We start from the raw sequence: 24,695 nt of genomic DNA on the forward strand, positions 1-24,695 counted from the left end.
TGGAGTGCCCCCAAAAAGTTAGACACTTTTTGGGGGCTTTTTTATGAATGAAAAGAGAAGGAACCGCAAACACAGTGTAGCCTTCAAGACAAGGCTTGTAAAGAAGTATCATTCGGAGGGTTCATTGAAACGGTTGGCGCGGGAACATGGTATTGCTCATTCTCTGCTGGAAAAATGGGTAAAGCAGTATGAATGTTTGGGCGCTGAGGGCCTGTTGGAGCAGTACGGAAGGGATTATGCGGTGGAAATTAAACAGGAGATAATTCAGGCGTATATAAAGGGAGATCTATCTTTGAGAGGATGTTGCCTGAAGTATGCCATCCGTAGTGAAAGTACTTTATTGGGTTGGTTACGACGATACGAGCAATCCGGAGTGGAAAGTCTAAAACAGGGCCGGGGCCGGCCCCGATCCATGAAGCAGCCTAAAAAGGAATCCAGACCTCTGACGCGTCTGGAAGAACTCGAAAAGGAAAACCTGTATCTGCGGGCGGAGAACGAGTTGCTAAAAAAGCTGGATGCCTTAATCCGGGAACGGGAAGCAGCGCCTCAGAAAAAGCGCAGGCCATCCAGGGATTAAGGCAGAAATACCCGTTGGAGGTGTTGTTAAAGCTGGTTAAGCTTCCCCGTAGCAACTTCTACTATCACCTCAAAGCCGCCTCGGCATCAGACAAGTACGCCTTGGTGAAAAAAGAGCTAAAACAGCTCTATCACCGGCATAAGGGTCGTTTGGGCTATCGGCGGCTGACACTTGCACTCCGGAAAACCGGAACCATCATCAACCACAAGACCGTCTTCAGGCTTCTGAAAAGCCTGGGGCTGCGCTCACTGATCCGCGTGAGGAAGTATCGCTCCTACAAAGGGGGAAACAGGCCAGGCTGCAGACAATGTCCTGGGCCGGAACTTTCTCTCTGAGAAGCCTAATCAAAAATGGGCAACCGATGTGACTGAGTTCAGAGTTCGAGACAGGAAGTTGTATCTGTCGCCGATCCTGGACCTTTTCAACGGAGAGATTATCAGCTACAGCCTGTCGGAATCACCCAACTTTGCTCAGGTGACGGACATGCTCAAAAAGGCATTCAGGAAAGTAAAACGGGCTCAAACCAAGGGTCTTATCCTTCATTCGGATCAGGGATGGCAGTATCAAATGAAGCGGTATCAGAAGCTTTTGCAAGCCAGAGGTATCATCCAAAGTATGTCCCGAAAAGGCAACTGTCTTGACAATGCCATTATCGAGAACTTCTTTGGCACTATTAAAGCTGAGTTGTTTTACCTTAACAAATACCTTTCCATCGACCAACTCAAAAAGGATATTATCGACTATATCCATTATTACAACCACGACAGAATCAAACTCAATTTAAACGGCAAGAGCCCGGTTCAGTACCGAGCTCTTCGAATCGAATCGTAACTTTTACCTGTCCAACTTTTGGGGGCTAGTCCACCGTGAAGCAGCTTTTTTTTTATACGCTAATTTCTGCCGCCCCGGCCACGGGGACCGCCGCCGCCGTGACTCTCACCACCGCCACGCGGTTGAGAAAAGCCCCCGTTTCCTCCGCCGTTGCCGCGGCCCATTTCAGGACGGCTGCCTCCGCCGAAACCACGATCAGCATTCCCGCCGCCGAAGCTTCGTTGCTGGCGACCGCCAAAATCCGGGCTGGCCTGACGGTTACCGCCGAAGTCCGGCGTGCCCTGAGAGCGGGGAGCATCCGGGATACGTTGTTGTTCCCGGGGGAAGTCCCCCTGGCGGTTGCCGCCGAAGTCAGGTGTACCCTGTGAACGGGGGGCATCCGGGATACTTTGCTGCTGCCGCGGGAAGTCTCCCTGGCGGTTGCCGCGGAAATCCGGGGACGACTGTTGGCCCTGCTGCCGGTTGCCCTGGAAATCCGGGTTTGCCTGGCGGTTGGACCGGTAGTCCGGCGTATTGTCACGGTTACCGGGGAAGTCGGTATTTCCCTGCCGGTTACCCGGTGTATTGTCGCGATTGCTGTCGAAGCCACCCTGGCGGTTACCCTGGAAGTCAGGGCCGTTTTGCCGGTTGGAACGATAGTCAGGGGTATTGTTGCCTGAACGGTCCCAGTTACGGTCGTTCTGCCGGTTACCCTGGTAGTCGCGGTTGTCGCGATTGCCCCGGTTATCGGCCCAGGCGCCGCGGTTGTTATCTCCGCGGTAGCCGTTGTTTCCACCGTTGTAGAAACCGGCGCGGCGGCCGTAGTCTTCTGCCCGGCGGACGGAAACAGTGCGTCCGGTAGCCCGCTGAATATCATAGCGGGAGGGGCCCGAGAAGAAAGAGCGGTTGTTGTACCGGTAGACGTTGTTGATGATGGTCGTCGTATGATAGACATTCACCACCCGCGTTCTCGGCACGCAGAAGCTGTAAATCCGAGGCCGGTAGATGTAGCTCTGGGGCACAAACACCCAGTAATTCCAGGGCAGGTTGATATTGATGTTGATGTTCATGCCCGGTCCGAGGGGCGCCCATCCATAATATCCGCCGCCGGTACGCCAGCCTACCCAGGCCGGTCCCCATTCATATCCCGGAATCCAGCACCAGCCCCAGCGCGGGTCCATCGTCCAGCGGCCATAGTGAAACGGCGCCCAGCCCCAGGGATAATCCGATACCCAGGTATTGCCGTAGTCGGTCATGTCCCAGTGTCCGGCAGTGCCGTAAGGTTGAAAATCCTGGCCGGCGTTGGGTATCCACACCTGACCGTATTCCGGATTCTGCATCCACTGCCCGTAGGGAGAAAGCTCGTCATAGAACGTCTGAAAGTTAACATTCACCTGAGCAGAGGCGCTTCTTCCTGCTACCAGCAGAAAAGCCGCGATGACGAGAGTCTGTATGTATTTGCCGGTTTTCATGGTTGCTGCGAATCAGTTGATTCTCTATAACGGACTAAAGTTGACGATATTACAGGGAAAGCGCTACCTAAAAAATGTTAAAGTCTGAACAGGGTTTCAGGTTGTTTCCTTGTTGGTTCTTGGATAAAGAGGTATTCCCGGAGTTTAGCGGCGGGCAGCTGTTTAACCCTTTTTAACAGGAATATCTACGAAACGGAAGGGGCGTCCGGACCGATGGAAAACACCGGAAAGCATAGCTGAGATCCAGAGAATTTGTTGAATATTTGCCCGGAAACAAACCTCTTTACCCGAATGAAAAAAACACTTACGCTGCTCCTGCTGGGTTTGCTGGCGTCGCCTGTTTTCGCCCAGAAAGCCCCGGAAGCCAAAGCGGGCTGGCTGCTCGGCGCACAGTCGTATTCCTTCCGCCTGTATCCCTTCGCGGAAGCCCTTCGTAAAATCGATAGCTGCGGACTGAAAAACGTCGAGGCTTTTCCCGGCCAGAACATCGGCGGAGGCATCGAAGGGAAAATGGATTTCAAAATGAATGCCGCCACGCGGGAAAGCGTGAAAAAATTGCTCAAGGAGCGCGGCATCACGCTGACAGCCTATGGCGTTGTTTCTCCGAAAGACGAAGCCGACTGGAAAGCGCTCTTCGAGTTTGCAAAGGAAATGGGTGTCCGCAACATCAACGCTGAGCCGCCTGTCGCTCTGATGCCGACCGTAGGCAAGCTGGCAAAAGAGTACAAAATCCACGTGGCCATTCACAATCACCCGAAGCCGTCGCACTACTGGCACCCGGATTCGGTATTGGCTGTGATCGGCGATAATCCGTACCTCGGCTCCTGTGCCGACATCGGGCACTGGGTACGCTCGGGCCTCAACCCGGTGGAATGCCTCAAAAAACTCGAAGGCCACGTCATTGGCATGCACTTCAAGGATCTCGCCGAAAAATCCCCGAAAACCCACGACGTCGTCTGGGGTACCGGCGTCTGCGATATTCCGGCTGTTCAGGCAGAAATGAAGCGCCAGAAGTTCAAGGGCCCCATCTCTGCCGAATATGAGTACCACTGGGAAAACAACGGACCTGAGATCCTGGAAAGCGTCAAAAACTTCCGGACGATCTACACCAAAGGCTCCCTGTAAGAAAAAACCTCCGGAGGCGGGGAAGGCACCTGCCTTCCCCGCTTTTTTGTTTCCGTATGAGGTACTGCGGAAAGACGTATTTTTGCCGACGGGAATTTCCACGTTAACCCCCATGACATTATTTTTTCTTCTTGCCCTTGCGGCAGGCACGCTTTGCTTCTTCGGAAGCAGCTGGTCGTTTACCCGCCGGCGCGTCCGGGCTTCGCTTTTGTCGGGACTTGCAGCCATCGGCTTTCTCACGCTGGTTAGTACAGAGGTATTCAGTGCTTTCGGGCAGATCAATGCCGTCGCAATCCAGGGTTTCTGGTGTATTGTGGGGCTTGTACTGTCGTTTTTTTCCTGGAAACAGCGGCACCTGCTGCCTGTTATCGGCGGGCATGCCCGGGCATTTGCCGGCAAACTCGGCCCGCCTGGATCAGCGGGAATAGGGCTGCTGCTGGGTCTGACGGCCTGGGTGGCGATAGCGTCGGCGCCGAATAACCCGGACTCGCTCTGCTATCACGCCAGCCGGATCTATCATTGGGTGCAACAGGGCAGCGTCGCCCACTATGCATCGCATGTGGAGCGGTCAGTTACCTTTCCACCGCTCGCCGAATACCTGATACTGCACCTGTACCTGCTTTCCGGACATGATTGGTGGTATCAGCTGATTCAATGGACCGCCTTCGCGGGATCGCTGGCGGCGGTATCCCTGCTGACCGAATGGCTGAACCCCTCGCCCCGCGCTTTCCGCTTTTCGTTACTGTTCGCGGCTACCATCCCGATGGTTTTGTTGCAGTCGATGACTACGCAAAACGATCTGCTGGCCGCCTGCTGGGCACTGATTGCGGTATTGCTGCTGCTGGATGGCGGGACGACCACGCGCTCTTTTGGTATGATTGCCGCCGTGATGGCGACCGGCTTTCTGACCAAGCCAACGTTTCTCTTTTTTGTCGCGCCGTTTGTCATCTGGCGCGGTATTGATCTCCTGCGCACGCGCTGGCAGGAGGCCCTCAGGTTGGGGCTTTGGGTGGGAGTAGTCATGGCGCTGACGGCCGCTCCATTCCTGATCCGCAACCTGACGTTGCACCACGCACCGATGGGAACGATGGGCAATGGAACACAGAATCAGGTGTTGAGCCCGGTGCGGACCGTTTCGTCAGTCGTCAAACAAACTGTACTACACCTGGCGTGCGTTTCGCCGGGTGACCGGTACAACAAGGCACTGGTAGCCGGCGTGGCCCGTTTCCATGAATGGATAGGCGTGCCGCTGGACGAGCCCGGTAATCCGATGACGTACAAGCTCTTCCGCACGAATCCGCACGAAGATTTTTCCGCCAATTTTGTGCATATGTGGCTGATACTGTTCAGCTTCCTGCCATTCTTTCTGACGAAATTTCCGCTCAGGGTACGGTTGTACTGGGCCTGCTGCTGGGCGGGCTTCGTGCTTTTCTGTACGCTGATCGCCTACCAGTGGTACGCCACCCGGCTGCATACCACGTTCTTTCTGCTGGTTGCGCCGGCTATCGGCGCCATCTGGCAGCAGGCAGGCCGTGGGTTACTGTATTGGGTGGGGGCGGTGCTATGGGTATACGCGCTGCCGTTTGTGTTGCTGAGCAACAGCCGCCCGCTGGTGTCGACGCAATGGTTTTTCGATCACCTTTTCCCGGCGGTCAACCGGCAGTTGAACCTTGGCGTTCAGGTGGAGGGTATGACGGGCGTGAAGAAAAAGAGTATTCTCCAGCAATCCCGGCAGGAAATGATCTGGCGGGACCGGTTTGCAGAGATGGATTCCGTCCGGACGCAGGTACTGGCGCTGCATCCTTCCAGTATCGGCCTTATTTTTGATGAAGGAGGATGGGATTATGCGTATCAGCAGGACTTCGGAGCCGGTACCCTCCGCCATGTTCATGTGCAGAATGCCTCTGCCGCCCTGGAAGACCGCAATTTCCGGCCCGATGTGATACTGTCGGAACGGGATACAACCGCGGCACTGTCCTGCCACGGAGCCGCTTACATCCGTTTCGGAAGAAGCGCGCATACTGCCTGGTACCACCGACGTGATTTCGACGGCGCCGGCGGAACGATTGCCCCCGGAAAATGATTATCCCCGTCGGAATAACATCTTCCCGACAGGTCATGAAACTAAGCATATTGGACCAATCCCCGGTCCGGAAGGGCGGCTCGGCTTCCGAGGCGCTGCGGCAGACAATCGCTGTCGCCCAACTGGCTGACCGGAGGGGATTTACACGCTTTTGGGTATCCGAACACCACAATTCCACTGCCATCGCCGGCTCTGCGCCGGAAGTGCTGATGGTCAAACTGGCTGACGAAACGCAGCGCATCCGCGTCGGCTCAGGCGGCGTCATGCTGCCCAACCACAGTGCCCTCAAGGTGGCAGAGAATTTCCGTTTGCTGGAAGCGCTCTTTCCGGGACGTATTGATCTCGGGATGGGGCGTGCGCCGGGTGGCGACCGCATTTCATCCGCCCTGCTGAATCCGTCCAACGATTTCAGTGAGCAGAGCTATCGGCACCAGCTCGATTACCTCCAGACCTTTTTTACAGATACAGCCGGAACGCAGTACGGCCCGATACTGGCTGTCCCTCAGGCCGATACCATCCCCCTTCAATGGATATTAAGCTCCAGCGGAGGCAGCAGCCAGCTGGCGGCGGAGTACGGGATGGGGCTGGCCGTTGCCAAATTTATCAACGGGCAGGTATCTCCGCGGATTGTGGAGGATTACCGCCGGGCGTTTGAGCCGTCGGAATCCCTCGAAAAACCGGAAGCCTTACTGGCCCTGTTTGTGATTTGCGCTGATACGGAGGAAAAAGCGCGGCAGCTACGGAAGGTACTCGACTACCGGCTCGTCCAGATGGACAAAGGCAAGTTTGACGGCATCGACGACTACGAATCCATCAAAGACTACGAGTTTACGATGGCGGAGGAAGAGCGCCTCCGGTTTCATGCCGACCGCGTGGTTTCCGGTACCCCCGACTTCGTCAAAGAACAACTGACCGCACTCGCCGACGAATACGGCGTCGACGAAATCATGGCATCCATGATGGCCTATCATTTTGAGGACAGAATCCGGTCGTTTGAGTTGCTGGCGGACGGTTTTGAGTTGAAATAGTTTAGGGTTTAGAGTTTAGGGTTTGGAGTTGCTGCGGGCAACCGGGAGCGCCTCAGTCGGAATATTTCAGGGACTTAGTGAGAGTACAGGCAACCCAGAACCCCAAACTCTAAACCCTAAACTCAAAACTGCTTTCTCCCACTCACAAGCCCGTATTCCAACCCCGTCGCCGGTCGGTTGGCAGAGGGGGTCAGGTCGGACGCGCGCATCCAGGCTTCATGCTCGGCGCGGCTGTATATCCGGCCTTTCGTGGCCCAGAACAGGGCGGCTGAGTAGTCTGTGGCCGGTACCGGACCGACAAAGTCATCGTTGAGGAAGGTATCGTGTATCCATAGCTCACCGCCGGTACGAAGGGCGCCGGCAAAGCGGTCCATGAGGTAGGCGCAGGTATCGTCCGGCCAGTCGTGAAAGAGGCTTCCGGCGAGTAGCAAATCCGCCTGTGGCAGCGCATCTTCCAGCATATCTCCGGGGCAAAAGGTAATGCGGTCGCCGAAAGACTGTACCTGTTTTCCCCGGCAAAAATCTTCCATCAGCTCCTTTGCTACTTCGAGTACCTGCGGGCGGTCGAACAGCGTAGCAGTACCCTCCGGATTACGGAGCAGCCATTCGAAGGTATAGTAGCCGGTACCACCGGCCACGTCCAGCAGGTGTTTCGGGCCGGTCGGCAGGTGTTTCGCGACGAGAGGCGCCAGCAGGCGGGCCCGTCCGGCGAGCGCCAGGGTAAACCGCCGGGACTCTTCCGGATCATCCATCGGAGAAGGATCGTCTCCTTCCTTGACATAGGAAAGTCCGTCGGAAGTATCGGCGGGGCCGTCGTTTTTCAGGCGGGCGACCATCTCCAGCACGCCCGCATCCTCCTGTTCCAGACCCACATACCCAATCAGACTCGGTACCGCGCCAGAGGTCAGGTACCGGCCGGTATCGGAGACGCCGAGCCGTCCGTCGGGCTGCCATTCAAGTAATCCCATGCCGAGCAGGGTAGGGAAAAGGACCATCGCCGGGCGCGGAGCCAGGCCTAGTTGCCTGCCGCATTCGGCGAGTGACAGCGGCTGCTCAGCCAGAAGATCAAAAACACGCAGGTGGCACACCGCGGCTATCAGCACGCGGGAGCCGTACATGGCGCGGAGGTGGCGGGTGACGGGGGTAGGATCGAGGTTCATCGTGGTGGCTAAATAACACATGAAAACCGGACCGCTCGCCTGTTCCGTCCGGAAATCCGACACAATCGGGCTATTCACCGACGATACTTCCGAAACCCGGCGACCCTGCGTAGCTTCACGCCAAACGATCGGGTATGAAAAACAGGTTGCTGACGATTGCGGCGCACGTACTGGGAGGACTCGCCTTCCTGGCACTGCCGTATATCTTCGCTCCGGAAGGATTTTCGCCGTTTAACAATCCCCATGAGCGCACCAAACTGTCGTCGTACCTGCTCATACTGGCCTACTTTTACCTGAACTACCTGCTGCTGATTCCCCGCCTGTTTTTTACCCGGCAGTATGTCTGGTTTGGCGTCTGCTCGCTGGTTTGTTTTTGGGTGATTGCCTTTGTGATTGGTGGACAGGGACCGCCGCCACCGGGCATGCACGGCGACCCGGGGCCGCATCCGATGCCGCATCCACCAATGGATATCGACCTGAGCCAGAAGTTTTTTCTCTTTCTGCTGGCGTTGTTTCTGTCGCTTTCCCTGCGTATTGCCGATCGCTGGCGCGCAGCAGAGAAGGCCCGCCTGAGTACCGAGCTATCGTATCTGAAGGCGCAGATCAACCCACATTTCCTGTTCAATACGCTCAATAGTATTTATTCGCTGGCGCTGGAAAAGTCAGATGCCACCGCCGACGCCATCGTCCGTCTGTCGTCCTTCATGCGGTATGTAATCCGGGAGGCGCACGACGACCGCGTGGCGCTTTCCAAAGAGCTGGACTATATCAGCCATTATGTCGCGCTGCAACAACTCCGCCTGGACGATACGGCTACGGTAGACTTTCAGGTCAGCGGAGATCCTGCCGGACTGGAAATCGCCCCGCTGCTGCTGATATCCTTCATCGAAAATGCCTTTAAATACGGCGTCAATCCCGACGGAAAATCCGGTATCCGTATCCGCGTAGACATCCTTGGCGATACTCTTCATTTATTGGTGGAAAACAGCAAAGTGCGCGTTTTTCAGGACGAACAAACCGGTATCGGCCTTGAAAACACCCGCGCCCGCCTTCGCTTGCTGTACCCCCGGCGGCATGAGCTCACCATCCGGGACGAAGGCACTACCTTTACCGTCAACCTGACTCTCCGATTGTCATGATCCGCGCCATCGCCATCGACGACGAGCCGCCTGCCCTGCGCGTCATTACCCATTTCAGTGCGCGTACCGGGCTGGTGGACCTCCTCCGGACCTTCACCAGTACGACCGAAGCATATCGTTTTCTGGAGGAAGAGCCCGTTGACCTGCTGTTTCTGGATATCAACATGCCGGCGTTGTCGGGTATTGAATTTTACAAGAATATTCCGCAATCCTGCCCGGTCATCTTCACCACAGCCTATGCCGAATATGCGGTCGAAGGATTCAACCTCAGCGCCGTGGATTACCTGCTGAAACCGTTTACCTACGACCGGTTTATGCAGGCGGTGACCCGAGCCGACGAGTACCTGCGTTTTCTGCGGCAGGAAGAAGCGGCACGTCCCCTGCACCTGTATGTCCGGGCGGATTACAGCCTGCACAAAATTCTGTTGTCGGATATTTTGTATATCGAAGGGCTGGACGACTACCTACGGATACATCTGGACGGCGCCAGGCCGGTCGTCGCCCGGATGACCATGAAAGGGCTGATGCAAAAACTACCCCAAGCGGATTTCCTCCGCGTGCATCGCTCGTTTATCGTTCCGCTGGCGCGTATCGGTTCGGTGCGGAATAAAGTGATTACGTGCGCGGGGAAGGAGATTCCGGTAGGAGCCAGCTATGAGCAGGAGTTCTTCCGGCGGTTTCCGGGGTAAGGTTTACCGCAGGAATCGGCGCGTTTACCTCAAAGCGGCTTCCTTCTACAACGTTCCTGCTGTTTCAGACGTATTCTGAACTGAAACGACCACTGAAACAAGCAAGAACATGGAACGTAAGGATTTTTTGAAAAGAAGCTTTTCCGCTCTGGGGATGATGACGGTTGCACCGCTGGTCAGCGCCTGTAAAAAAGACGACGACGTTACGTCCACAAGTACGGGCACCGGAACAGGCACGGGTACCGGAACGACCACCGGCTCCTGCACCACGACGCCGACGGAAACCGAAGGCCCCTTTCCCACAAAAACTCCCGGTTCCCTGGTGACCAACGACATCCGTTCCGACCGGACAGGTGTACTGTTGACCGTCAAAATCACCATTCAGAATAAGAATAACAGTTGCGCGGCCCTTTCCGGGGCACTGGTGGATATCTGGCATTGCGATGCGGCCGGAAACTACTCCGAATATGGCGGAACGCAGATGCAATCGACCAACTATACCTCTGTCCACTTTCTGCGCGGCCGGCAGACGACAGACAGCAACGGACTGGTGACGTTCACGTCCATTTTTCCCGGCTGGTACTCGGGCCGGGCGCCCCATATCCACGTGCATATCTACGATTCGTCGGGAAAATCCCTGCTGGTTACGCAGATAGCTTTTCCCTACGATGTCTGTAATACTGTCTACACAACCGCTCAATCCTACGGCTATACAAAAGGAACCCAGGATACGAAGAACGAAAATGACAACGTATTCAGTGATGGGTTTACCCTCGAACTGGCGAGTGTAACGGGCAGTATATCAGCCGGGTATGTGCTGACGCACACGATCGTCGCCAACGGATAAGATACTACACCTGACCGCGGGCTGGCCGGAAGGCGGCTCGCGGTCCTGATTCTCAACCCGTATGAGCCACCGAATCATCCGGCTCGGTTTCCGGAAACTCATCAGCCGGGCTTCCGACAAGCCCTGGGAGCAATTTGTATACGAAGATACCCGGCGGGAACTGTTCATGCAGGCACAGTACTTCAATCCGGACGGGCAGTATGCTACGTTTTCCGAATTGATTGCGCAGGTAACGGCAGCAGAAAAACTGCATGCCCTGACGAGTACGGCGGCCGTCGGGTACCTGCGCCAGCTGGACGGAAAAATCCCGGACATCCTCAACGCATACGGCAGGCGCTGCCTGCCCTTTTCGGATTTCCGGTTTGAGGTGATCCAATCTGATTTCCGGAAAAAAGAAGAACATACCGTCGCGGTGACCTTTTACAGCGACCCGCTTACGTGGATCGATACACCCGGTGCGTACTGGCTGGTGGCTTATGGCGACCGCCGTGACGACCTGGAAGCCGGCCGGGAAGTCGAAACCGATCTGATTCCGCAGCAACCGTTTCTTTCCATTCATTCCCTCCGCATATGACAACAGTAGAAGAAGCACGGATTTTTCTGGCCGACCGGCGTGGCGTCAGCCAGTCGGAGGCTTTTCGCAGCTATCACCTGCTGGCTTTCGGGGACTACCGGGAAGAAGGCCGGGAACCGTTCGGGGTATTGCAGGTCCTGAACGACGATACGCTTGCGCCGGGTATTTCCCGGAAAATGGAACCTGCCGCCGGAATGGAAGTACTGCTCCTGCCGGTGGCAGGTAGTCTGGCGTATACCGATGCCTCCGGTCGGGAATACCTGCTGGAACCCGGAGACGCAGCGCGGGTATCGCCGGGCAGCTATACCGTCCGGAATCCGTATGATACCGAGCTGATCAATTTTCTGCAGATCTGGCGGAGCGCCGCGCCGCCCGCTTCAAAAACGATAGTCTTTGATTTATCGAAGAAAAATACCCTGCACGATCTCTCCATTGGCCGTTTCTGGGGTATCGGGCAATACGAAGGCCGGCAGGAAGGTACCTGCCGGCCGGGTAGTTCACGGGTGTTTGTGTATGTGCTCGAAGGTGCTTTTGAAGTACAAAACCGGCTGCTGCACCCGCGTGACGGCCTCGCGCTGACAGGCGCAGAGACCATCGGATGGGAGGCCCTGTCGGACAACGCCATCCTGCTGCTGATCGAAGCCTAAATCCGGATGAAGAGCTTTTTCCGGTACATCCACCGGAGGATAAGCCATAATCCGGTCAGGATCACCGCTCCCCGCAGCAGGCTGTGGTAGGCCGGACCGGCGAGATCGTAGAAACCTGCGCCGAGGTGGGTCTGAACGGTATCGGCGATGAAATGATCCACGAGGTGCGCCAGGACATAGGCAGCGATGGAGTTCATGCCGATGACCACCAGCGGGAACGCCCAGCGCTGCCATTGGCGCACGTCGATCAGGTAGTAAAAAAGAGCGAGGAGCAGAAAACACCAGCCCCCGCTGAAGAGTACCCATGACGGTGTCCAGATACGTTTCACGGACGGGCAGATGCCGGTAACGCTCAGCAACCAACCCGTTGCCAGGCCTGCAATACCCGCAATCACCAGTCGTTTTAGCAAGGCCTTTTCACCCATATTGGCCCGTACCCAGCGACCGGCCTGAAGACCCAGGATCATCGTTCCCAGCGTCGGAATGAAGCTGAGGGTGGCATAGCCGCCTCCGTTGGCGATGAATGCTTTTTCCCGGGGAAACAGGTTCAGAAACCAGGTGTCGAACGCCCAGGCGAGGTTGCTGTTTTTGTTGAAATGGGCGGCGATACCGGTGAAGTGATGGGGCCAGTCGGCCGGTACTTTTACCGCTTCATACGAAAAGTCAGGCCCCGCAACGGGGTACAGCACAAAGGCCAGCCAGTAGCCGGCGAGAATCAGGCCCAGGGCGATCCAACCCGTCCGCACCGACTGATAGCCGATCAGAAACAAAAACGTATAGCCCAGCCCGATCTGTGTAAGCGTATCTTCAAAGGTAAAATTGGTCTGAACGCGTCCGACGGAGCGCAGCGCAATTCCCAGCAGAATCAGGATCAGCGACCGGCGCATGGTATGGCCGAGCTGCGTCCCGAACGACTCGCCTTTGCTGATCCGGGAGGCGATGGAAAAAGGCAGCGCAACCCCTACCAGGAAGCTGAAAGACGGCTGAATCAGGTCATGGAGGGAGCATCCCAGCCATTCGACGTGGTCCTGGTGATGCGCCAGAAAACGCCAGAACGAACTATCAGGCAGCGCCTCGGAAACCTTCCCGAACTGCAGTACTTCGGCCATCATGAGGAGCATGACAAAGCCACGGTAGGCATCCATCGACATCAGTCGACCCGCCCGGAACTCAGTAGATACGGAAGCCAAAACGGTAAAGAGGTTCAGTGAATGTGCAAGAAACAAAAAATCCCGTAGCCTCTACTACGGGATTTCGGGCATCGGGGACTATTCCTTCCGGCAGAAAACTACGTCACCGGGTGAATTTCAGGGAAAGTAGTTGTCGCTCCTTTCTGGATGGGAAGCCGCTTTTCCGCTCCGGACGGGAATCAAAATAGGGTTTTCGGGTTTATTCTCCCGGAACCAACCAATTCGTTGCATGAATCGAGACCAGATCAAAGGGATCGTATGGGTGGCGCTTGGCGCCGCCAGTTACGGCATCCTCGCTACCTTCGTGAAACTGGCCTATGACGAACATTTTACTACTTCCGAAGTAACATTTTCCCAGTATTTCCTCGGTTTTGCGGGAATCGGCCTGCTGAATCTCTTCGCCCGAAAAACGACGCGTACGCCTGTGCGACCGGCGCAGGCCGGTAAGCTCATGCTCGCCGGTACGTCGATGGGCTTTACCGGTACTTTCTATTACTACTCGGTGCAGTATGTACCGGTGTCGCTGGCGATTGTCCTGCTGATGCAGACGGTCTGGATGGGTGTTGTGGCAGAAATGATACTCGAAAAACGCGCTCCTTCCTGGCTGAAAACGGGCGGTGCACTCCTGGTATGCGTCGGGTCAATACTGGCGACAGACGCGGTACATAACCTGCAAACGCTCGACTGGCGGGGAATAGGCTGGGGATTGCTGGCGGCGCTGTCTTATACCGTATTCGTGGTCGCGTCAAACCGGATTGCGCCGGATCTCCCGTCGTTGCAGCGAAGCTTCTGGCTGATGACGGGAGCGTTACTGCTGGTTGCCGGTGTGGCGTTGCCGGACCTGCTGGAGAAATTCGATGTCCGGGTAATCTGGAAATACGGCCTGGTGCTTTCTCTTTTCGGGACGATCCTGCCGCCGCTGTTGTTCACGGCCGGTATGCCGCTTACCGGGCTGGGACTCGGTACCATCATCACCGCCCTCGAGATCCCCGTTTCAGTTTCCATGGCCTACTTCATCCTCGACGAGACCGTCGTCGGTACCCAGTGGCTGGGCATCGTCGTTATCCTGAGTGCGATTGTGGTGATGAATTGGAGGTCAGTGGCGATGAAGCGGGCGTGAGAGGGTTTGATGTTTAGAGTTTAGGGTTTAGAGTTTGGGGTTGCCGCTTCCGGTATCAACCCCAAACTCTAAACTCTAAACAGAACTCCATCCTAATCCCTCGCCCGGTTATCCGGCTTCGGAATCGGCTGGTGCTTGACCGGGTGCTGTTTGAGCTGCTCGAGGACGGTCTCGATGGCTTTATTCAGCTGTGGGTCATTGCCGTTTTGCGTGGCTTTGGGCTCCATTTCTACTTCGATGTCGGGAGAAACGCCGACGTTCTCTACTTCCCACTTACCGTCAGGACTATAGATACCGAAGCTCGGAGAAGTAACGCTGCCGCCGTCAATCAGCGGAGGATAGCCGGAGATACCCACCAGGCCGCCCCAGGTGCGCTTGCCGATGATGGTACCGAGGTTCCGGCGACGGAAGAAATGCGGCAGGGCGTCTCCACCGGAACCTGCATATTCATTCACAATCATCACTTTCGGTCCGTAGATAGAAGCAGAAGGAGAAGTAAACGGCTTGCCCTCGCGCGGAGCCCAGTAGCTCAGCAACGGCCGGTTGAGCATATCGATGATGTAATCGGCAACCATTCCGCCGCCGTTGAAACGCTCGTCGATGATGACCGCTTCCTTGTCCAGCTGGCTGTAATAGTACCGGTTGAAGAACTCATAACCGTCTGCGCCGGTATTTGGCAGGTACACATAGGCTACTTTCCCGTTGGTGGCGGCGTCTACCTTGCGGCGGTTGCTTTCCACCCAATCCATTTGCCGGAGGCCGGCTTCGTTGGCGACGGGCACAACGGTTACTTTCCGCGCGCCGGTTTCCGAAGGCTGGCCATTCACCGTCAGGACAATCTGCTTGCCCACCTGGTTTTCGAAGAAGCGATAGATATTATCTGTAGAACGGATGGGCTTGCCATTGACCGCAATGAGGTACTCGCCGGCTTTGACGTTGACACCCGGCTCCGTCAGCGGCGCGCGCAGGTTCGGGTTCCAGTTTTCACCGTTGAAGACCTTTTTGAAGCGGTAAAAGCCATTCGCGATTTCATAGTCTGCACCCAGCAGCCCAACCTGGATCGGTTTTACTTCGGGGAAATCGCCACCGGATACATAGTTGTGGCCGATTACCATTTCACCCATCATTTCACCGATGAGGTAGTTGAGATCCGAACGGTGGGATACGTGTGGAAGGAAACGGGCATATTTCTGCTTCACCGCTGCCCAGTCTACGCCGTGGAGGTTGGGAACGTAGAAGTAGTCCCGCTCGATGCGCCAGAATTCATCCATCATCTGCTTCCATTCAGCACGGGGATCGATCAGTGCCTGGAGACCGCTCGCGTTGATTTTGCCGTCGCCCATATTCACTTTTCCGCCTACATCCACGATGCCCATGTTGTCGCTGCCGGCATAGTAAAGCAGTTTCTTGCCGTCAGCGCTGATGGTATAGACAGCTACTCCCGGCAGGAACGGCTCCGATTTACGCTCTTTCAGGTCGAAACGGTTGAGGGACGGACGGGCATCCGGGCCTCCGTAGTTGACATAGAAGAGCTTACCGCCATCGGCCGATTCCATATTGCCGATATTGGCTGCCGGCACCGGCAGCGCCAGGATACGCTGGGTGATACCGTCGAGGTCGATGACCACTTTAGGCGCCGTATCTGCGGGTTTTTCGTCCTTCTTGTCTTCTTTCTTTTCGTCCTTTTTCTCGTCTTTCTTCTCGCCTTTTTTCGTGTCATCCTTCTTCGGCTCTTCTTTCTTGGCGTCGTCTTTCTTCGGTTCGTCGGTCGATTTTTCCTCATCCGATTCCGGAGCAAACGGAGACGAATCCTTGGCGTTGAGGACGGCGAGGTAGAGACTGCTCGTCACCCGGCGGTCGTACGCCGTCATATCCAGCCAACCCGAAGCGAGACCGGTGTTGGTACTGGCCGTGAAGAAGAGGTACTTGCCGTCGCGGCTGAATACCGGGTTGTTGGCGTCGCTTTTTCCGTCGGAAACCGGGGTCGATTTTGCCGTCGCCAGTTCATACAGGTAAATGGTACTCAGGTAGTTGTCTTCTTTTTTGGAATAGGTAATCCACTTGCTGTCCGGCGAGAAATGCGCGTCGATCGACGAGTTCGGGCCATACGTATCCATGGCAACCTTCACCGGCTTCTTCGTCGCCAGATCCATGTACCAGAGGTTCAGTTTTTTGTCCTGGTAAAGGATTTTCTTGCCGTCGGCCGACCACTCCGAAAGGGTATAGAACGTCGGGTCGCCCAATGAAATGGTCTCTGCCGGTTTTTCGCCCTTCTGATCGGCGATGATGAGCTGGTATTCCCCACCTGCATCCGATACATAAGCGATTTTGTCGCCCTTCGGTGACCAGATCGGGTTGCGGTCGTGTACGCCGTCGGTCTGGGTCAGGTTACGCCAGTCGCCCTTCTTGGCCGGGACGGTGTAGATATCCCCGCGGGCTTCTACCACCATCCGGATACCGGTCGGAGACAGGCCGATGCGGCGGATCGAACCGGATACATTTTTCCAGGTAGGGCGGAGTGCCAGGATTTCGGGGGAAATGGAGACCGGCACGGGCGTCGTCTTGCCGGAGCCCGGTTCCAGGATATGGAGCCGGCCGGCGTATTCGTATACGAGTTCTTTTCCGTTTCCGCTCAGGGATTTCACGTCATAGTCCGTGAATTTGGTCACCTGCCGGAGTTTTTTCGTCGGACGATCGTACTCATAGACATTCATGATCCGGTCACGATCCGACAGGAAATACACCTTGTCGCCGATCCAGGCAGGCTGTACATCCGATGCGTTTACATGCGGAAGAACGTCAGAATCCAGCGTCTTCAGGTTGAGCAGCCGGATCGGCGTCGTCATCCCGCCGCGGTACCGCTTCCAGGTGTTGAACGCGTCGCCGATCGTCGTATACGCCAGCGTTTGTCCATCCGGCGAGTAGCTGGCCCAGGAGCCTGCCATGAGCACGGGTAGTTCTTCCGGCAGCTCGCCGTTGAGCGAAACCGCAAAGAGTTTCGGGTAGCGTTGGCTGGACGAAGCGGAGTTGGAGGCGAAGAGGATTTTCTTGCCGTCGGGCGACCAGCCTTTGACGATTTCAGCCGCCGGGTGCCAGGTCAGGCGCTTCGGCGTGCCGCCCTGGATGGAGATCGTGTACACATCGGCGTTGCCGTCGTACGTGCCGGTGAAGGCAATGGTCTGGCCGTCCGGTGAAAACAGGGGGCCGCTCTCGGTACCGGGGGCGACGGTGAGCCGGCGGGGATTGGAGCCGTCCCGGTTGGCGACCCACAGGTCGCCGCCGTAACTGAAGGCAATGTGTGTGGACGAAAGGCTGGGTTGACGCAGCAGCAGTGTTTCCGAGGGGGATTGGGCCATCAGGCCGACACTCCGGAGCAGCAGACTGGCACCCAGAGCCGTTAACAAAAGGTGACGCATAGCGTGGTTGTTGATGTCGTACAAGAAAAGCAAGGTAACAGGCATCTGACATTCCTGAAAACGGAAATCGGATCAAAGGCCTGTTTTCGGGTTGAATTGACGTAGTCTTTTTTCGAAAAGCGCGGAGAACATGGAGTGTTTTCTTCTATTTTTGACCCGATTCGCGCTATCTCCACGCATTTCTCCATGATCGAGTACAACTCAAAAGACTGGTTCAAAGCGGTCTTTTCCCTGCACAAGGCCGACACGATTTCGAAACTGGCCCCGCTGCTGGTCGCCATGACGGTTTACTCTTCCATCGTCGCCTATGTCGTCATCGAATTCTGGCACCCTGGTCCTGATTCCGACCTCAAAAGCATTTCTACGGTCCATTCCCTCCTGGGTTTCGTGATGTCGATGCTACTGGTTTTCCGGACCAATTCGGCGTACGACCGCTGGTGGGAAGGTCGCAAGCTCTGGGGCTCGCTGGTCAATAATTCCCGGAACCTGGCCATCAAGCTGGCGCATATCATTCCGGCGGCAGATACGGAAGACCGGGCTTTTTTCCGGGAAATGATACCCAACTACGCGTTTGCGCTCAAAAACCACCTGCGTGGTATCTACCAGCCACGCGAAATACTTCCCGCGCCGGGATTTGACGAAACGATGCTCAAGCCATCGCAGCACGTTCCCAACCAGATGGCCATGCGGATTTTCAGCAAACTCGATGAACTATACCAGCGGGGTATCATCCGGCCGGAGCATCTGCTGGTTATTAATGCTGAATTCCAGTCGTTTACCGACGTATGCGGCGCCTGCGAGCGTATCCGGAAAACGCCGATTCCATATTCTTACAGTTCTTTTCTGAAGAAATTCATCAGTATCTATTGCCTCACCCTGCCGCTGGGATATGTGCTGACGCTGCATTACTCCGTCGTACCGGTATCCCTGTTTATCTTTTATGTACTGGCCAGTCTGGAAGAAATCGCCGAGGAAATCGAAGACCCCTTCGGCGCGGATGCCAATGACCTGCCGACCGACACGATCGCTGCGGGCATCCGGACGGCGGTGGGAGAGCTGTTGTGAGGCAGTGGGCATGGAGCAGGGGGCATAGGGTAGATAGCAGGCGTTCGTTTGAAATCAGGCAATAAATAGAGGAGTTGGTTGATAATTTTGTAAAAAACTCCCTTACTCCTTAAAAATCAGACGATCCTTGCCCGATTCTTCCTCCGAAAACACGTAGCTTTGCAAAGCGTGCGCCTGCGTGCCTCGCGTTTTCAACAACTCTTATACATTACTCAAAATGGCAGTGGCAGAACTGGCAGTGAAACCCCTCCTGGCCGACCGCATCAATGCGCTGGAGGAGTCATCGACGCTGGGCATGACGAAGAAAGCCCGCGAACTGGCCGCTCAGGGACTGAAGGTGATCAGCCTTTCAGTAGGTGAGCCCGATTTCAAAACCCCGCAACACATCTGCGAAGCCGCCAAGAAAGCTATTGATGATGGCTTCCATGGCTATTCGCCCGTTGCCGGCTATCCCGATCTCCGGAAAGCCATTGCCGATAAGTTGAAACGCGATAATAACCTGGACTGGAAACCCGAGAACATCGTGGTCTCCACCGGTGCAAAGCATTCCCTCGCCAATGTCATTCAGGTACTGGTGAACCCGGGCGACGAAGTCATCATCTTCGCGCCGTACTGGGTAAGCTACTCCGAAATGGTGAAGCTGGCGGAAGGCAAGTCGGTCGTCATCGACGGCGCCTTTGAAAACAACTTCAAGGTAACCCCGGAACAGTTCGAAGCAGCCATCACTCCGAAAACGAAAGTGGTGATGTTTGCCTCTCCGAACAACCCGACCGGCTCCGTCTATTCCGAAGCAGAACTCCGCGCCATCGGTGCGGTGCTCGCCCGTCACGATAACATTTTTGTATTGGCGGACGAAATCTACGAATACATCAACTTCACGCCGGAAGGTCACTTCAGCATCGGTTCTATTCCGGAAATCAAAGACCGCGTCATAACGGTCAACGGGGTAGCCAAGGGCCATGCCATGACCGGCTGGCGGATCGGTTTCATCGCCGCAGCCAAGTGGATCGCTGACGGCGTTGAGAAGCTACAGGGCCAGGTAACTTCCGGTACCTGCTCAATTGCCCAGAAAGCTGCCGTCGCTGCTTTCAACGGCCCGCTCGACGAAGCCTATAAAATGAAAGAAGCCTATCAGCGCCGCCGTGACCTCGTTGTCGGCAAGCTGAAGGAAATCCCGGGTTTCAAGGTGAATGTTCCCGACGGAGCATTCTACGCATTCCCCGACGTAAGCTACTATTTCGGCAAGTCAGACGGTACGACGACCATCAAGGATTCGGACGACTTCTGTAACTGGTTGCTGAGCGAAGTATACGTGGCTACCGTTGCCGGTTCCGGCTTCGGCGCTCCGAACTGCATCCGGATTTCCACTGCCGCGGCCGACGAGCAACTCGCCGAAGCAGTAGACCGGATCAAAACAGCTGTGGCGAAACTCCACTAAGATTTACTGGATTCTATTGCCAAGTGTTCAAAACCTGCCTGGGGAACCGGGTAGGTTTTTTTTATGCCAGGCACCGGGCGAGGAGCTGCACGCCTTCCGTCAGTTCTTTTTCGTTGAGCGCGGCGAAGCCCATCCGGCAGGCATTCAGCCCGGGATACGCCGCGCCATTGGATAGGTAAACGCCTTTCGCGGCCGCTTTTTGTGAGAGAAGCGGAAGGTCAACGGACGGGTCGAACCGCGCCCAGATTGCCAGCCCCCCTTCCGGTACCTGAAACCGGATGGCGTCTCCGAGGTAGTGGGTCAGCAGCTCGCAGGCCAGATCGCGGCGCTGCCGATAGATTTTCAACGCTTTTGAGGCATGTCGTTTCAGGGCGCCGTTTTCCAGCATGTCAGCCAGGCAAAGCTCCAGGATGGAATCTCCCTGCCGGTCGATAATCCGCCGGTGCTTCGCCATTTCCGCAATCAACTCTTCCGGTCCGGCTACATACCCGACCCGGAAGGCAGGTGCCAGCCGCTTCGTGAAAGACCCGAGGTAAATAACATTGCGGTCAGCACTTGCGAGCGGCAGTACCGGGCGGTTGGCATAGTGGAAATCGTAGTCGTAATCATCCTCAATAATGAAAAACCGGTAGCGGTTGGCCAGCGCAATGAGTCGTACCCGCCGCTCGGGTTTGAGCGTAACGGTAGTGGGATGATAGTGATGAGACGTGACGTACAGGGCTTTCACGGGCATCTGCCGGCAGAGTGCTTCGACGGCGTCGATGTCGAGTCCGTCGTCGTCGACCGGTACGGTCTGCAACCGTGCGCCGAGGGTTTCGAGCGTCATATTAGCGGCGCGGTAGTTCAGTTCCCCCACGATCACACAATCTCCGGGATGAAGCAGAGCGAGACCGGCGAGGTACAGCCCCATTTGGCTTCCCCGTGTTGTTAGTAGGTTTTCGGGACCGGTTTTAAGCCCGCGGGTTTCGTTCAGGTACCGGGAGAATACTTCCCGGAAACGCGCCTGCCCGAATACGCTTCCATATTGCAGGACGGCCGGCTCGCCGAAACGGATATAGGTGGAATACAGCCGTGCAAGCTCTTCCCGGGGAGCCAGGCGTACATCCGGCAGGCCGTCGTTAAAGGCTATCCGCTCCCGGATAGTTTGCGGGATAACTATCGTACTGTTGAAGGGAAGATCCGGTACCACCGGTGCGACGCTGCCGGGTTCATTCTGACCGAAAGGCGCCGGCACTACCTCCGGCAGCACCTCCGCTATAAAACTACCGCGCTGCGGGAGAACATCGATCCAGCCCTGGGCCTGCAATTCGTCGTAGGCGGATTGCACCGTCTTCCGATGTACGTGCAGGGCGTCGGCGAGCTGCCGCGTACCGGGCAGGCGTATGCCTTTTTTGAGTACGCCCGACTGGATATGGGCAATCAGACTATTGGCAATCTGCAGGTACATCGGCACCGCAGAAGACGGACTCAGCCGGATCAGGGAAGGTACAATCATCTGGACTACTTCAAAGTATAAAAGTGGACCACTTGAGGCATCCAGTAAAGGTAGATATTTGCCGGGAAGCCAGGGAATACGAGCCATTCTTTCCCGACAAAAACCATGAAAGCAATTACCGAGAAAACCCGGATCAGCCGTTCGCCGAAAAGGGGTGATTATTCCGAGGAGATGATTTACAGTATCCTCGATGAAGGGTTGTTCTGCCACGTAGCCTATGTGGAAAACGGGCAACCGATGATGATTCCGACCGGATATGGCCGGGTCGGAGACAAATTGTATATCCACGGATCAATGGGCAGCCATTTTATGCGGGCGATTGCCGACGGTCGTCCGGTAGTACTGACGGTATCGCTGATCGACGGACTGGTACTGGCGCGGTCGGCCTTTCATCATTCGGTTAACTACCGCTCCGTAGTCGCCTTCGCTTCCGGAACGGTCGTAACCGATGACGACGAACGCTGGGAAGCACTCCGGATCATCACCGAGCACGTCGTACCGGGTCGTTGGGACGATGTCCGGTGGCCTTCCGCCAGCGAAATGAAGAAAACGATGGTGATCTCGTTTCCCCTTGACGAAGCCTCGGCGAAGCTCCGGACCGTCGGCGTACTCGACGACGAGGAAGACCTGAACCTCCCCGCCTGGGCCGGTATCCTGCCGTTGCGGCTTATGCCCGGCGAGCCGCAACCCGACCCGCAACTGGCCGAAGGAACAGCTATGCCCGGGTACGTATCGGGGTATAAACGGGGAAGCCGCTGATGGCAAAAAGCTGCCGTTTGCTCAATTCTGAACGGAAATCTGAGTAGTTTCTACTGAAAAGAGGGCATATTGCGGCGTTTAGCCAATTTCCATACCCAATGAGTCAACCGGTATTTCCCCAGTTTTTTCTTCAGAATACCTTTTTGATCGACGAGAAAGTCGGCCTTTTCAAGTTCTCCAATGCCTACAAAGTGTTTGACAACACCGGTGAGCAAATCGGTCTCGTACAGCAGCGGGTATCCGGGTTTCACAAGTTCCTGCGGATCATCGGCGATATCAAGAAAATGATGCCGTTTACGCTCGAAATCCAGGATGCGAACGGGCAGGTACTGGCGACAATCCACCGCGGCTGGACGCTTTTCATGTCGAAAATTGCCATTACCGACGCCTATGATAGTCCCATCGGATTCATCGAACAGAAATTCCGTTTCCTCAAGCCCCGGTTTCTGGTATACGATCATCAGCAGGTGCAGGTCGCTGAAATACAAGGCGATTGGAAAGCGTGGGATTTTTCCATCACCAATCCCTCCGGCGAAGTAATTGGTACGATTTCGAAAAAATGGAACGGCTTCGCCCGGGAGGCGTTTACGACGGCCGATAAGTACGTTGTCAACATCGAGGAGCGCGTAGCCGAAGACCGGACGAAAATGGCAATCGTTTCGGCTGCCATTACGATTGATATGGTACTGAAGGAGGGTAAATAATTTCTGTGAAGTCTGTGTAGTCTGTGAGAGTATCATTTTTCTCACAGACTACACAGACTTCACAGACTTAGCAAAAGCAAGAAGACCGGACGAGGCCGGTCTTTTTCAGTATCAGAAAGAACGCTCAACGTTCCATATACGCGTCATTATTCAGGTATTCCAGCTTCGTATTCCACACCAGCGCGATCTGTGTAGCTCTTTGCCGGGCGTTTTCGGCGCCGGTTCCTTCAAAGTTTTCCGACAACGTCTGTGTAAATAACTGCAACCACCGCTCGAAATGATCGAGCGTAAGCGTATGCTTTTGATTGATAATCAGGTGCGGGCGGAAAGGGTGCCCATGGTAGACATCGTTTCCCAGGAGCAGATTCTCCCAGAAGGCGTACATTTTCGGCAGGTGATGGGACCAGTCAACATGCGCTACATTCGTGAAAATAGGCCCGATCAGGTCGTCCTGTTGTACTTTTTCGTAAAAACGATCGACAAGCAGGCGAATATCCTCCGGTGTCTCCAATGTCCGTTTCGTTGTCTCCATACCGGCAAAAGTAAAAATCCGGCGGAAAGGTTTCGCCTTCCGCCGTAAATCCGTTACATGTAATTGAGGTCGTTGTTCTTTTTCAGTTTCACTACCCCAACGGCATTGAGCACGAGGATAACCGGATAAGTAGGGTCAAATTCCCACCATTTTACCCCGAAATTGGCCCGTCCGCCCAACTTATGATGGTTGTTGTGATAGGATTCACCCATCATCAGAAAGTCAAACGGCAGCAGGTTCTTGGCCGTATCGTTGACCTTGAAATTGGTATAGCCATACTTGTGCGCAAACCAGTTGATGACGACGCCGTGAACGGGTCCCATCAGGTAATGGACAGGAAGCAACAGGTACTCCCAGCCGCTGGTGGCAAAATGGATGTAGTAAAGCGTATACAGCGTACCCCACCCCACGCGTGAGAGCCAGTTGTCGCCGATACGCTCCATTAGCGGCCAGTTCGGTACGTTCTTCCGGAATTTAGGCTCTACAATATCCGGATGGTGCAGAATGGCATTGTACCGGTTCTTGGTTTTCCACATCATGTCGAACAGGTTCTCGGAAAAGCTCGGCGAGTGCGGATCGTTTTCGGTATCGGCATAGGCATGGTGGAGGCGGTGCATCACGCCATACGCATAGGGGCTGAGAAAACTTGAGCCCTGCGTAATCCAGGTGAAAACGTAGAAAAACCGCTCCCAGCCTTTCGACATCGTAAACATCTGGTGGGCCGCATACCGGTGGAGAAAGAACGTCTGGGAAAAAAGGGAAAGGTACCAGTGAGCAACGAAAAAGAGTAAAATATACATGCAAGGTGGGCAAAGCCCGGTTTTG

At 55.5% G+C, this 24,695-nt stretch carries 23 protein-coding genes; 16 read left to right on the top strand and 7 right to left on the bottom strand.

The genetic code is table 11. The annotated features are described in order from the left end of the window. Nucleotides 1-43: 43 nt before the first annotated feature. The 3 genes from BLR09_RS17905 (at nt 44) to BLR09_RS17915 (ending at nt 1,408) form a co-directional block, all read left to right on the top strand. Nucleotides 44-577, top strand: a complete 534-nt coding sequence (locus tag BLR09_RS17905; RefSeq protein WP_093205382.1) for a helix-turn-helix domain-containing protein — start codon at nt 44-46, stop codon at nt 575-577. A gap of 104 nt (nt 578-681) precedes the next feature. Then, the gene (locus BLR09_RS25950) at nt 682-912 is read left to right on the top strand and encodes an IS3 family transposase (protein ID WP_394331413.1); all 231 of its coding nucleotides are present in this window, start codon (nt 682-684) and stop codon (nt 910-912) included. Beyond that, complete coding sequence (locus tag BLR09_RS17915) at nt 845-1,408, top strand: IS3 family transposase (protein ID WP_093205388.1); 564 nt, start codon at nt 845-847, stop codon at nt 1,406-1,408. Before BLR09_RS25950 ends, BLR09_RS17915 begins: the two co-directional genes overlap by 68 nt. Before the next feature lie 59 nt (nt 1,409-1,467). On the opposite strand, the gene BLR09_RS17920 is transcribed toward BLR09_RS17915, so the two are convergent. Beyond that, nucleotides 1,468-2,859: a DUF6600 domain-containing protein gene (locus BLR09_RS17920; protein WP_093205390.1), complete on the bottom strand. Its 1,392-nt coding sequence runs from the start codon at nt 2,857-2,859 to the stop codon at nt 1,468-1,470. Between the two features lie 291 nt (nt 2,860-3,150). Here BLR09_RS17920 and BLR09_RS17925 point away from each other — a divergent pair, with 291 nt between their 5' ends. From BLR09_RS17925 to BLR09_RS17935, 3 genes are all read left to right on the top strand, one after another. Continuing rightward, on the top strand, nt 3,151-3,984 hold the full coding sequence (locus BLR09_RS17925; protein ID WP_093205392.1) for a sugar phosphate isomerase/epimerase family protein: 834 nt from the start codon (nt 3,151-3,153) through the stop codon (nt 3,982-3,984). A gap of 112 nt (nt 3,985-4,096) precedes the next feature. Next, a complete protein-coding gene (locus tag BLR09_RS17930; protein WP_143011150.1) occupies nt 4,097-6,067 on the top strand; it encodes a hypothetical protein in 1,971 nt (656 codons plus the stop codon). Nucleotides 6,068-6,102: 35 nt separating this feature from the next. Beyond that, entirely contained in the window at nt 6,103-7,095 is a 993-nt protein-coding gene (locus BLR09_RS17935; protein ID WP_093206053.1) for an LLM class flavin-dependent oxidoreductase, read from the top strand. Between the two features lie 122 nt (nt 7,096-7,217). Here the strand turns inward: BLR09_RS17935 and BLR09_RS17940 are convergent, their stop codons facing one another. After that, complete coding sequence (locus BLR09_RS17940) at nt 7,218-8,255, bottom strand: methyltransferase (protein WP_093205396.1); 1,038 nt, start codon at nt 8,253-8,255, stop codon at nt 7,218-7,220. A gap of 134 nt (nt 8,256-8,389) precedes the next feature. On the opposite strand from BLR09_RS17940, the gene BLR09_RS17945 reads away from it, so the two are divergent. The 5 genes from BLR09_RS17945 to BLR09_RS17965 all read left to right on the top strand — a co-directional run bounded on the left by BLR09_RS17945 (nt 8,390) and on the right by BLR09_RS17965 (nt 12,151). Further along, on the top strand, nt 8,390-9,394 hold the full coding sequence (locus tag BLR09_RS17945) for a sensor histidine kinase (protein ID WP_093205398.1): 1,005 nt from the start codon (nt 8,390-8,392) through the stop codon (nt 9,392-9,394). Then, nucleotides 9,391-10,083 (top strand): LytR/AlgR family response regulator transcription factor, encoded by a 693-nt coding sequence (locus BLR09_RS17950; RefSeq protein ID WP_093205401.1) that lies wholly within the window; start codon nt 9,391-9,393, stop codon nt 10,081-10,083. The genes BLR09_RS17945 and BLR09_RS17950 overlap by 4 nt, the downstream gene beginning before the upstream one ends. A 109-nt stretch (nt 10,084-10,192) precedes the next feature. After that, a complete protein-coding gene (locus BLR09_RS17955) occupies nt 10,193-10,930 on the top strand; it encodes a dioxygenase family protein (RefSeq protein WP_093205403.1) in 738 nt (245 codons plus the stop codon). Nucleotides 10,931-10,991: 61 nt separating this feature from the next. After that, the gene (locus tag BLR09_RS17960; protein WP_093205406.1) at nt 10,992-11,504 is read left to right on the top strand and encodes a hypothetical protein; all 513 of its coding nucleotides are present in this window, start codon (nt 10,992-10,994) and stop codon (nt 11,502-11,504) included. After that, nucleotides 11,501-12,151 (top strand): pirin family protein, encoded by a 651-nt coding sequence (locus BLR09_RS17965; protein ID WP_093205408.1) that lies wholly within the window; start codon nt 11,501-11,503, stop codon nt 12,149-12,151. Before BLR09_RS17960 ends, BLR09_RS17965 begins: the two co-directional genes overlap by 4 nt. On the opposite strand, the gene BLR09_RS17970 is transcribed toward BLR09_RS17965, so the two are convergent. Then, nucleotides 12,148-13,341 (bottom strand): acyltransferase family protein, encoded by a 1,194-nt coding sequence (locus BLR09_RS17970; protein ID WP_394331412.1) that lies wholly within the window; start codon nt 13,339-13,341, stop codon nt 12,148-12,150. The two genes, BLR09_RS17965 and BLR09_RS17970, sit on opposite strands and share 4 nt — an antisense overlap. 229 nt (nt 13,342-13,570) lie before the next feature. Here BLR09_RS17970 and BLR09_RS17975 point away from each other — a divergent pair, with 229 nt between their 5' ends. Beyond that, nucleotides 13,571-14,461, top strand: a complete 891-nt coding sequence (locus tag BLR09_RS17975; protein ID WP_093205411.1) for an EamA family transporter — start codon at nt 13,571-13,573, stop codon at nt 14,459-14,461. Between the two features lie 92 nt (nt 14,462-14,553). On the opposite strand, the gene BLR09_RS17980 is transcribed toward BLR09_RS17975, so the two are convergent. Next, the gene (locus BLR09_RS17980; RefSeq protein ID WP_218126687.1) at nt 14,554-17,877 is read right to left on the bottom strand and encodes a S41 family peptidase; all 3,324 of its coding nucleotides are present in this window, start codon (nt 17,875-17,877) and stop codon (nt 14,554-14,556) included. A gap of 186 nt (nt 17,878-18,063) precedes the next feature. Between BLR09_RS17980 and BLR09_RS17985 the strand changes: the two genes are divergently transcribed. Both BLR09_RS17985 and BLR09_RS17990 read left to right on the top strand, forming a co-directional pair. After that, entirely contained in the window at nt 18,064-18,942 is an 879-nt protein-coding gene (locus BLR09_RS17985) for a bestrophin family protein (protein WP_093205413.1), read from the top strand. Between the two features lie 217 nt (nt 18,943-19,159). Beyond that, the gene (locus BLR09_RS17990) at nt 19,160-20,380 is read left to right on the top strand and encodes a pyridoxal phosphate-dependent aminotransferase (RefSeq protein WP_093205416.1); all 1,221 of its coding nucleotides are present in this window, start codon (nt 19,160-19,162) and stop codon (nt 20,378-20,380) included. 61 nt (nt 20,381-20,441) lie between these two features. Here BLR09_RS17990 and BLR09_RS17995 read toward each other — a convergent pair whose 3' ends face one another. Further along, complete coding sequence (locus tag BLR09_RS17995) at nt 20,442-21,875, bottom strand: aminotransferase-like domain-containing protein (RefSeq protein ID WP_176785601.1); 1,434 nt, start codon at nt 21,873-21,875, stop codon at nt 20,442-20,444. A 105-nt stretch (nt 21,876-21,980) separates the two neighbouring features. On the opposite strand from BLR09_RS17995, the gene BLR09_RS18000 reads away from it, so the two are divergent. Next, complete coding sequence (locus tag BLR09_RS18000; protein WP_093205422.1) at nt 21,981-22,634, top strand: pyridoxamine 5'-phosphate oxidase family protein; 654 nt, start codon at nt 21,981-21,983, stop codon at nt 22,632-22,634. Nucleotides 22,635-22,732: 98 nt separating this feature from the next. Then, nucleotides 22,733-23,338: an LURP-one-related/scramblase family protein gene (locus BLR09_RS18005; RefSeq protein WP_093205425.1), complete on the top strand. Its 606-nt coding sequence runs from the start codon at nt 22,733-22,735 to the stop codon at nt 23,336-23,338. 124 nt (nt 23,339-23,462) lie between these two features. Here BLR09_RS18005 and BLR09_RS18010 read toward each other — a convergent pair whose 3' ends face one another. Both BLR09_RS18010 and BLR09_RS18015 read right to left on the bottom strand, forming a co-directional pair. Next, complete coding sequence (locus BLR09_RS18010) at nt 23,463-23,870, bottom strand: group III truncated hemoglobin (protein WP_093205429.1); 408 nt, start codon at nt 23,868-23,870, stop codon at nt 23,463-23,465. A gap of 53 nt (nt 23,871-23,923) precedes the next feature. Further along, complete coding sequence (locus tag BLR09_RS18015) at nt 23,924-24,670, bottom strand: acyl-CoA desaturase (RefSeq protein WP_093205431.1); 747 nt, start codon at nt 24,668-24,670, stop codon at nt 23,924-23,926. Nucleotides 24,671-24,695: the final 25 nt, after the last annotated feature.

This window comes from Siphonobacter aquaeclarae (genome assembly GCF_900103285.1).
GTDB lineage: Bacteria > Bacteroidota > Bacteroidia > Cytophagales > Spirosomataceae > Siphonobacter > Siphonobacter aquaeclarae.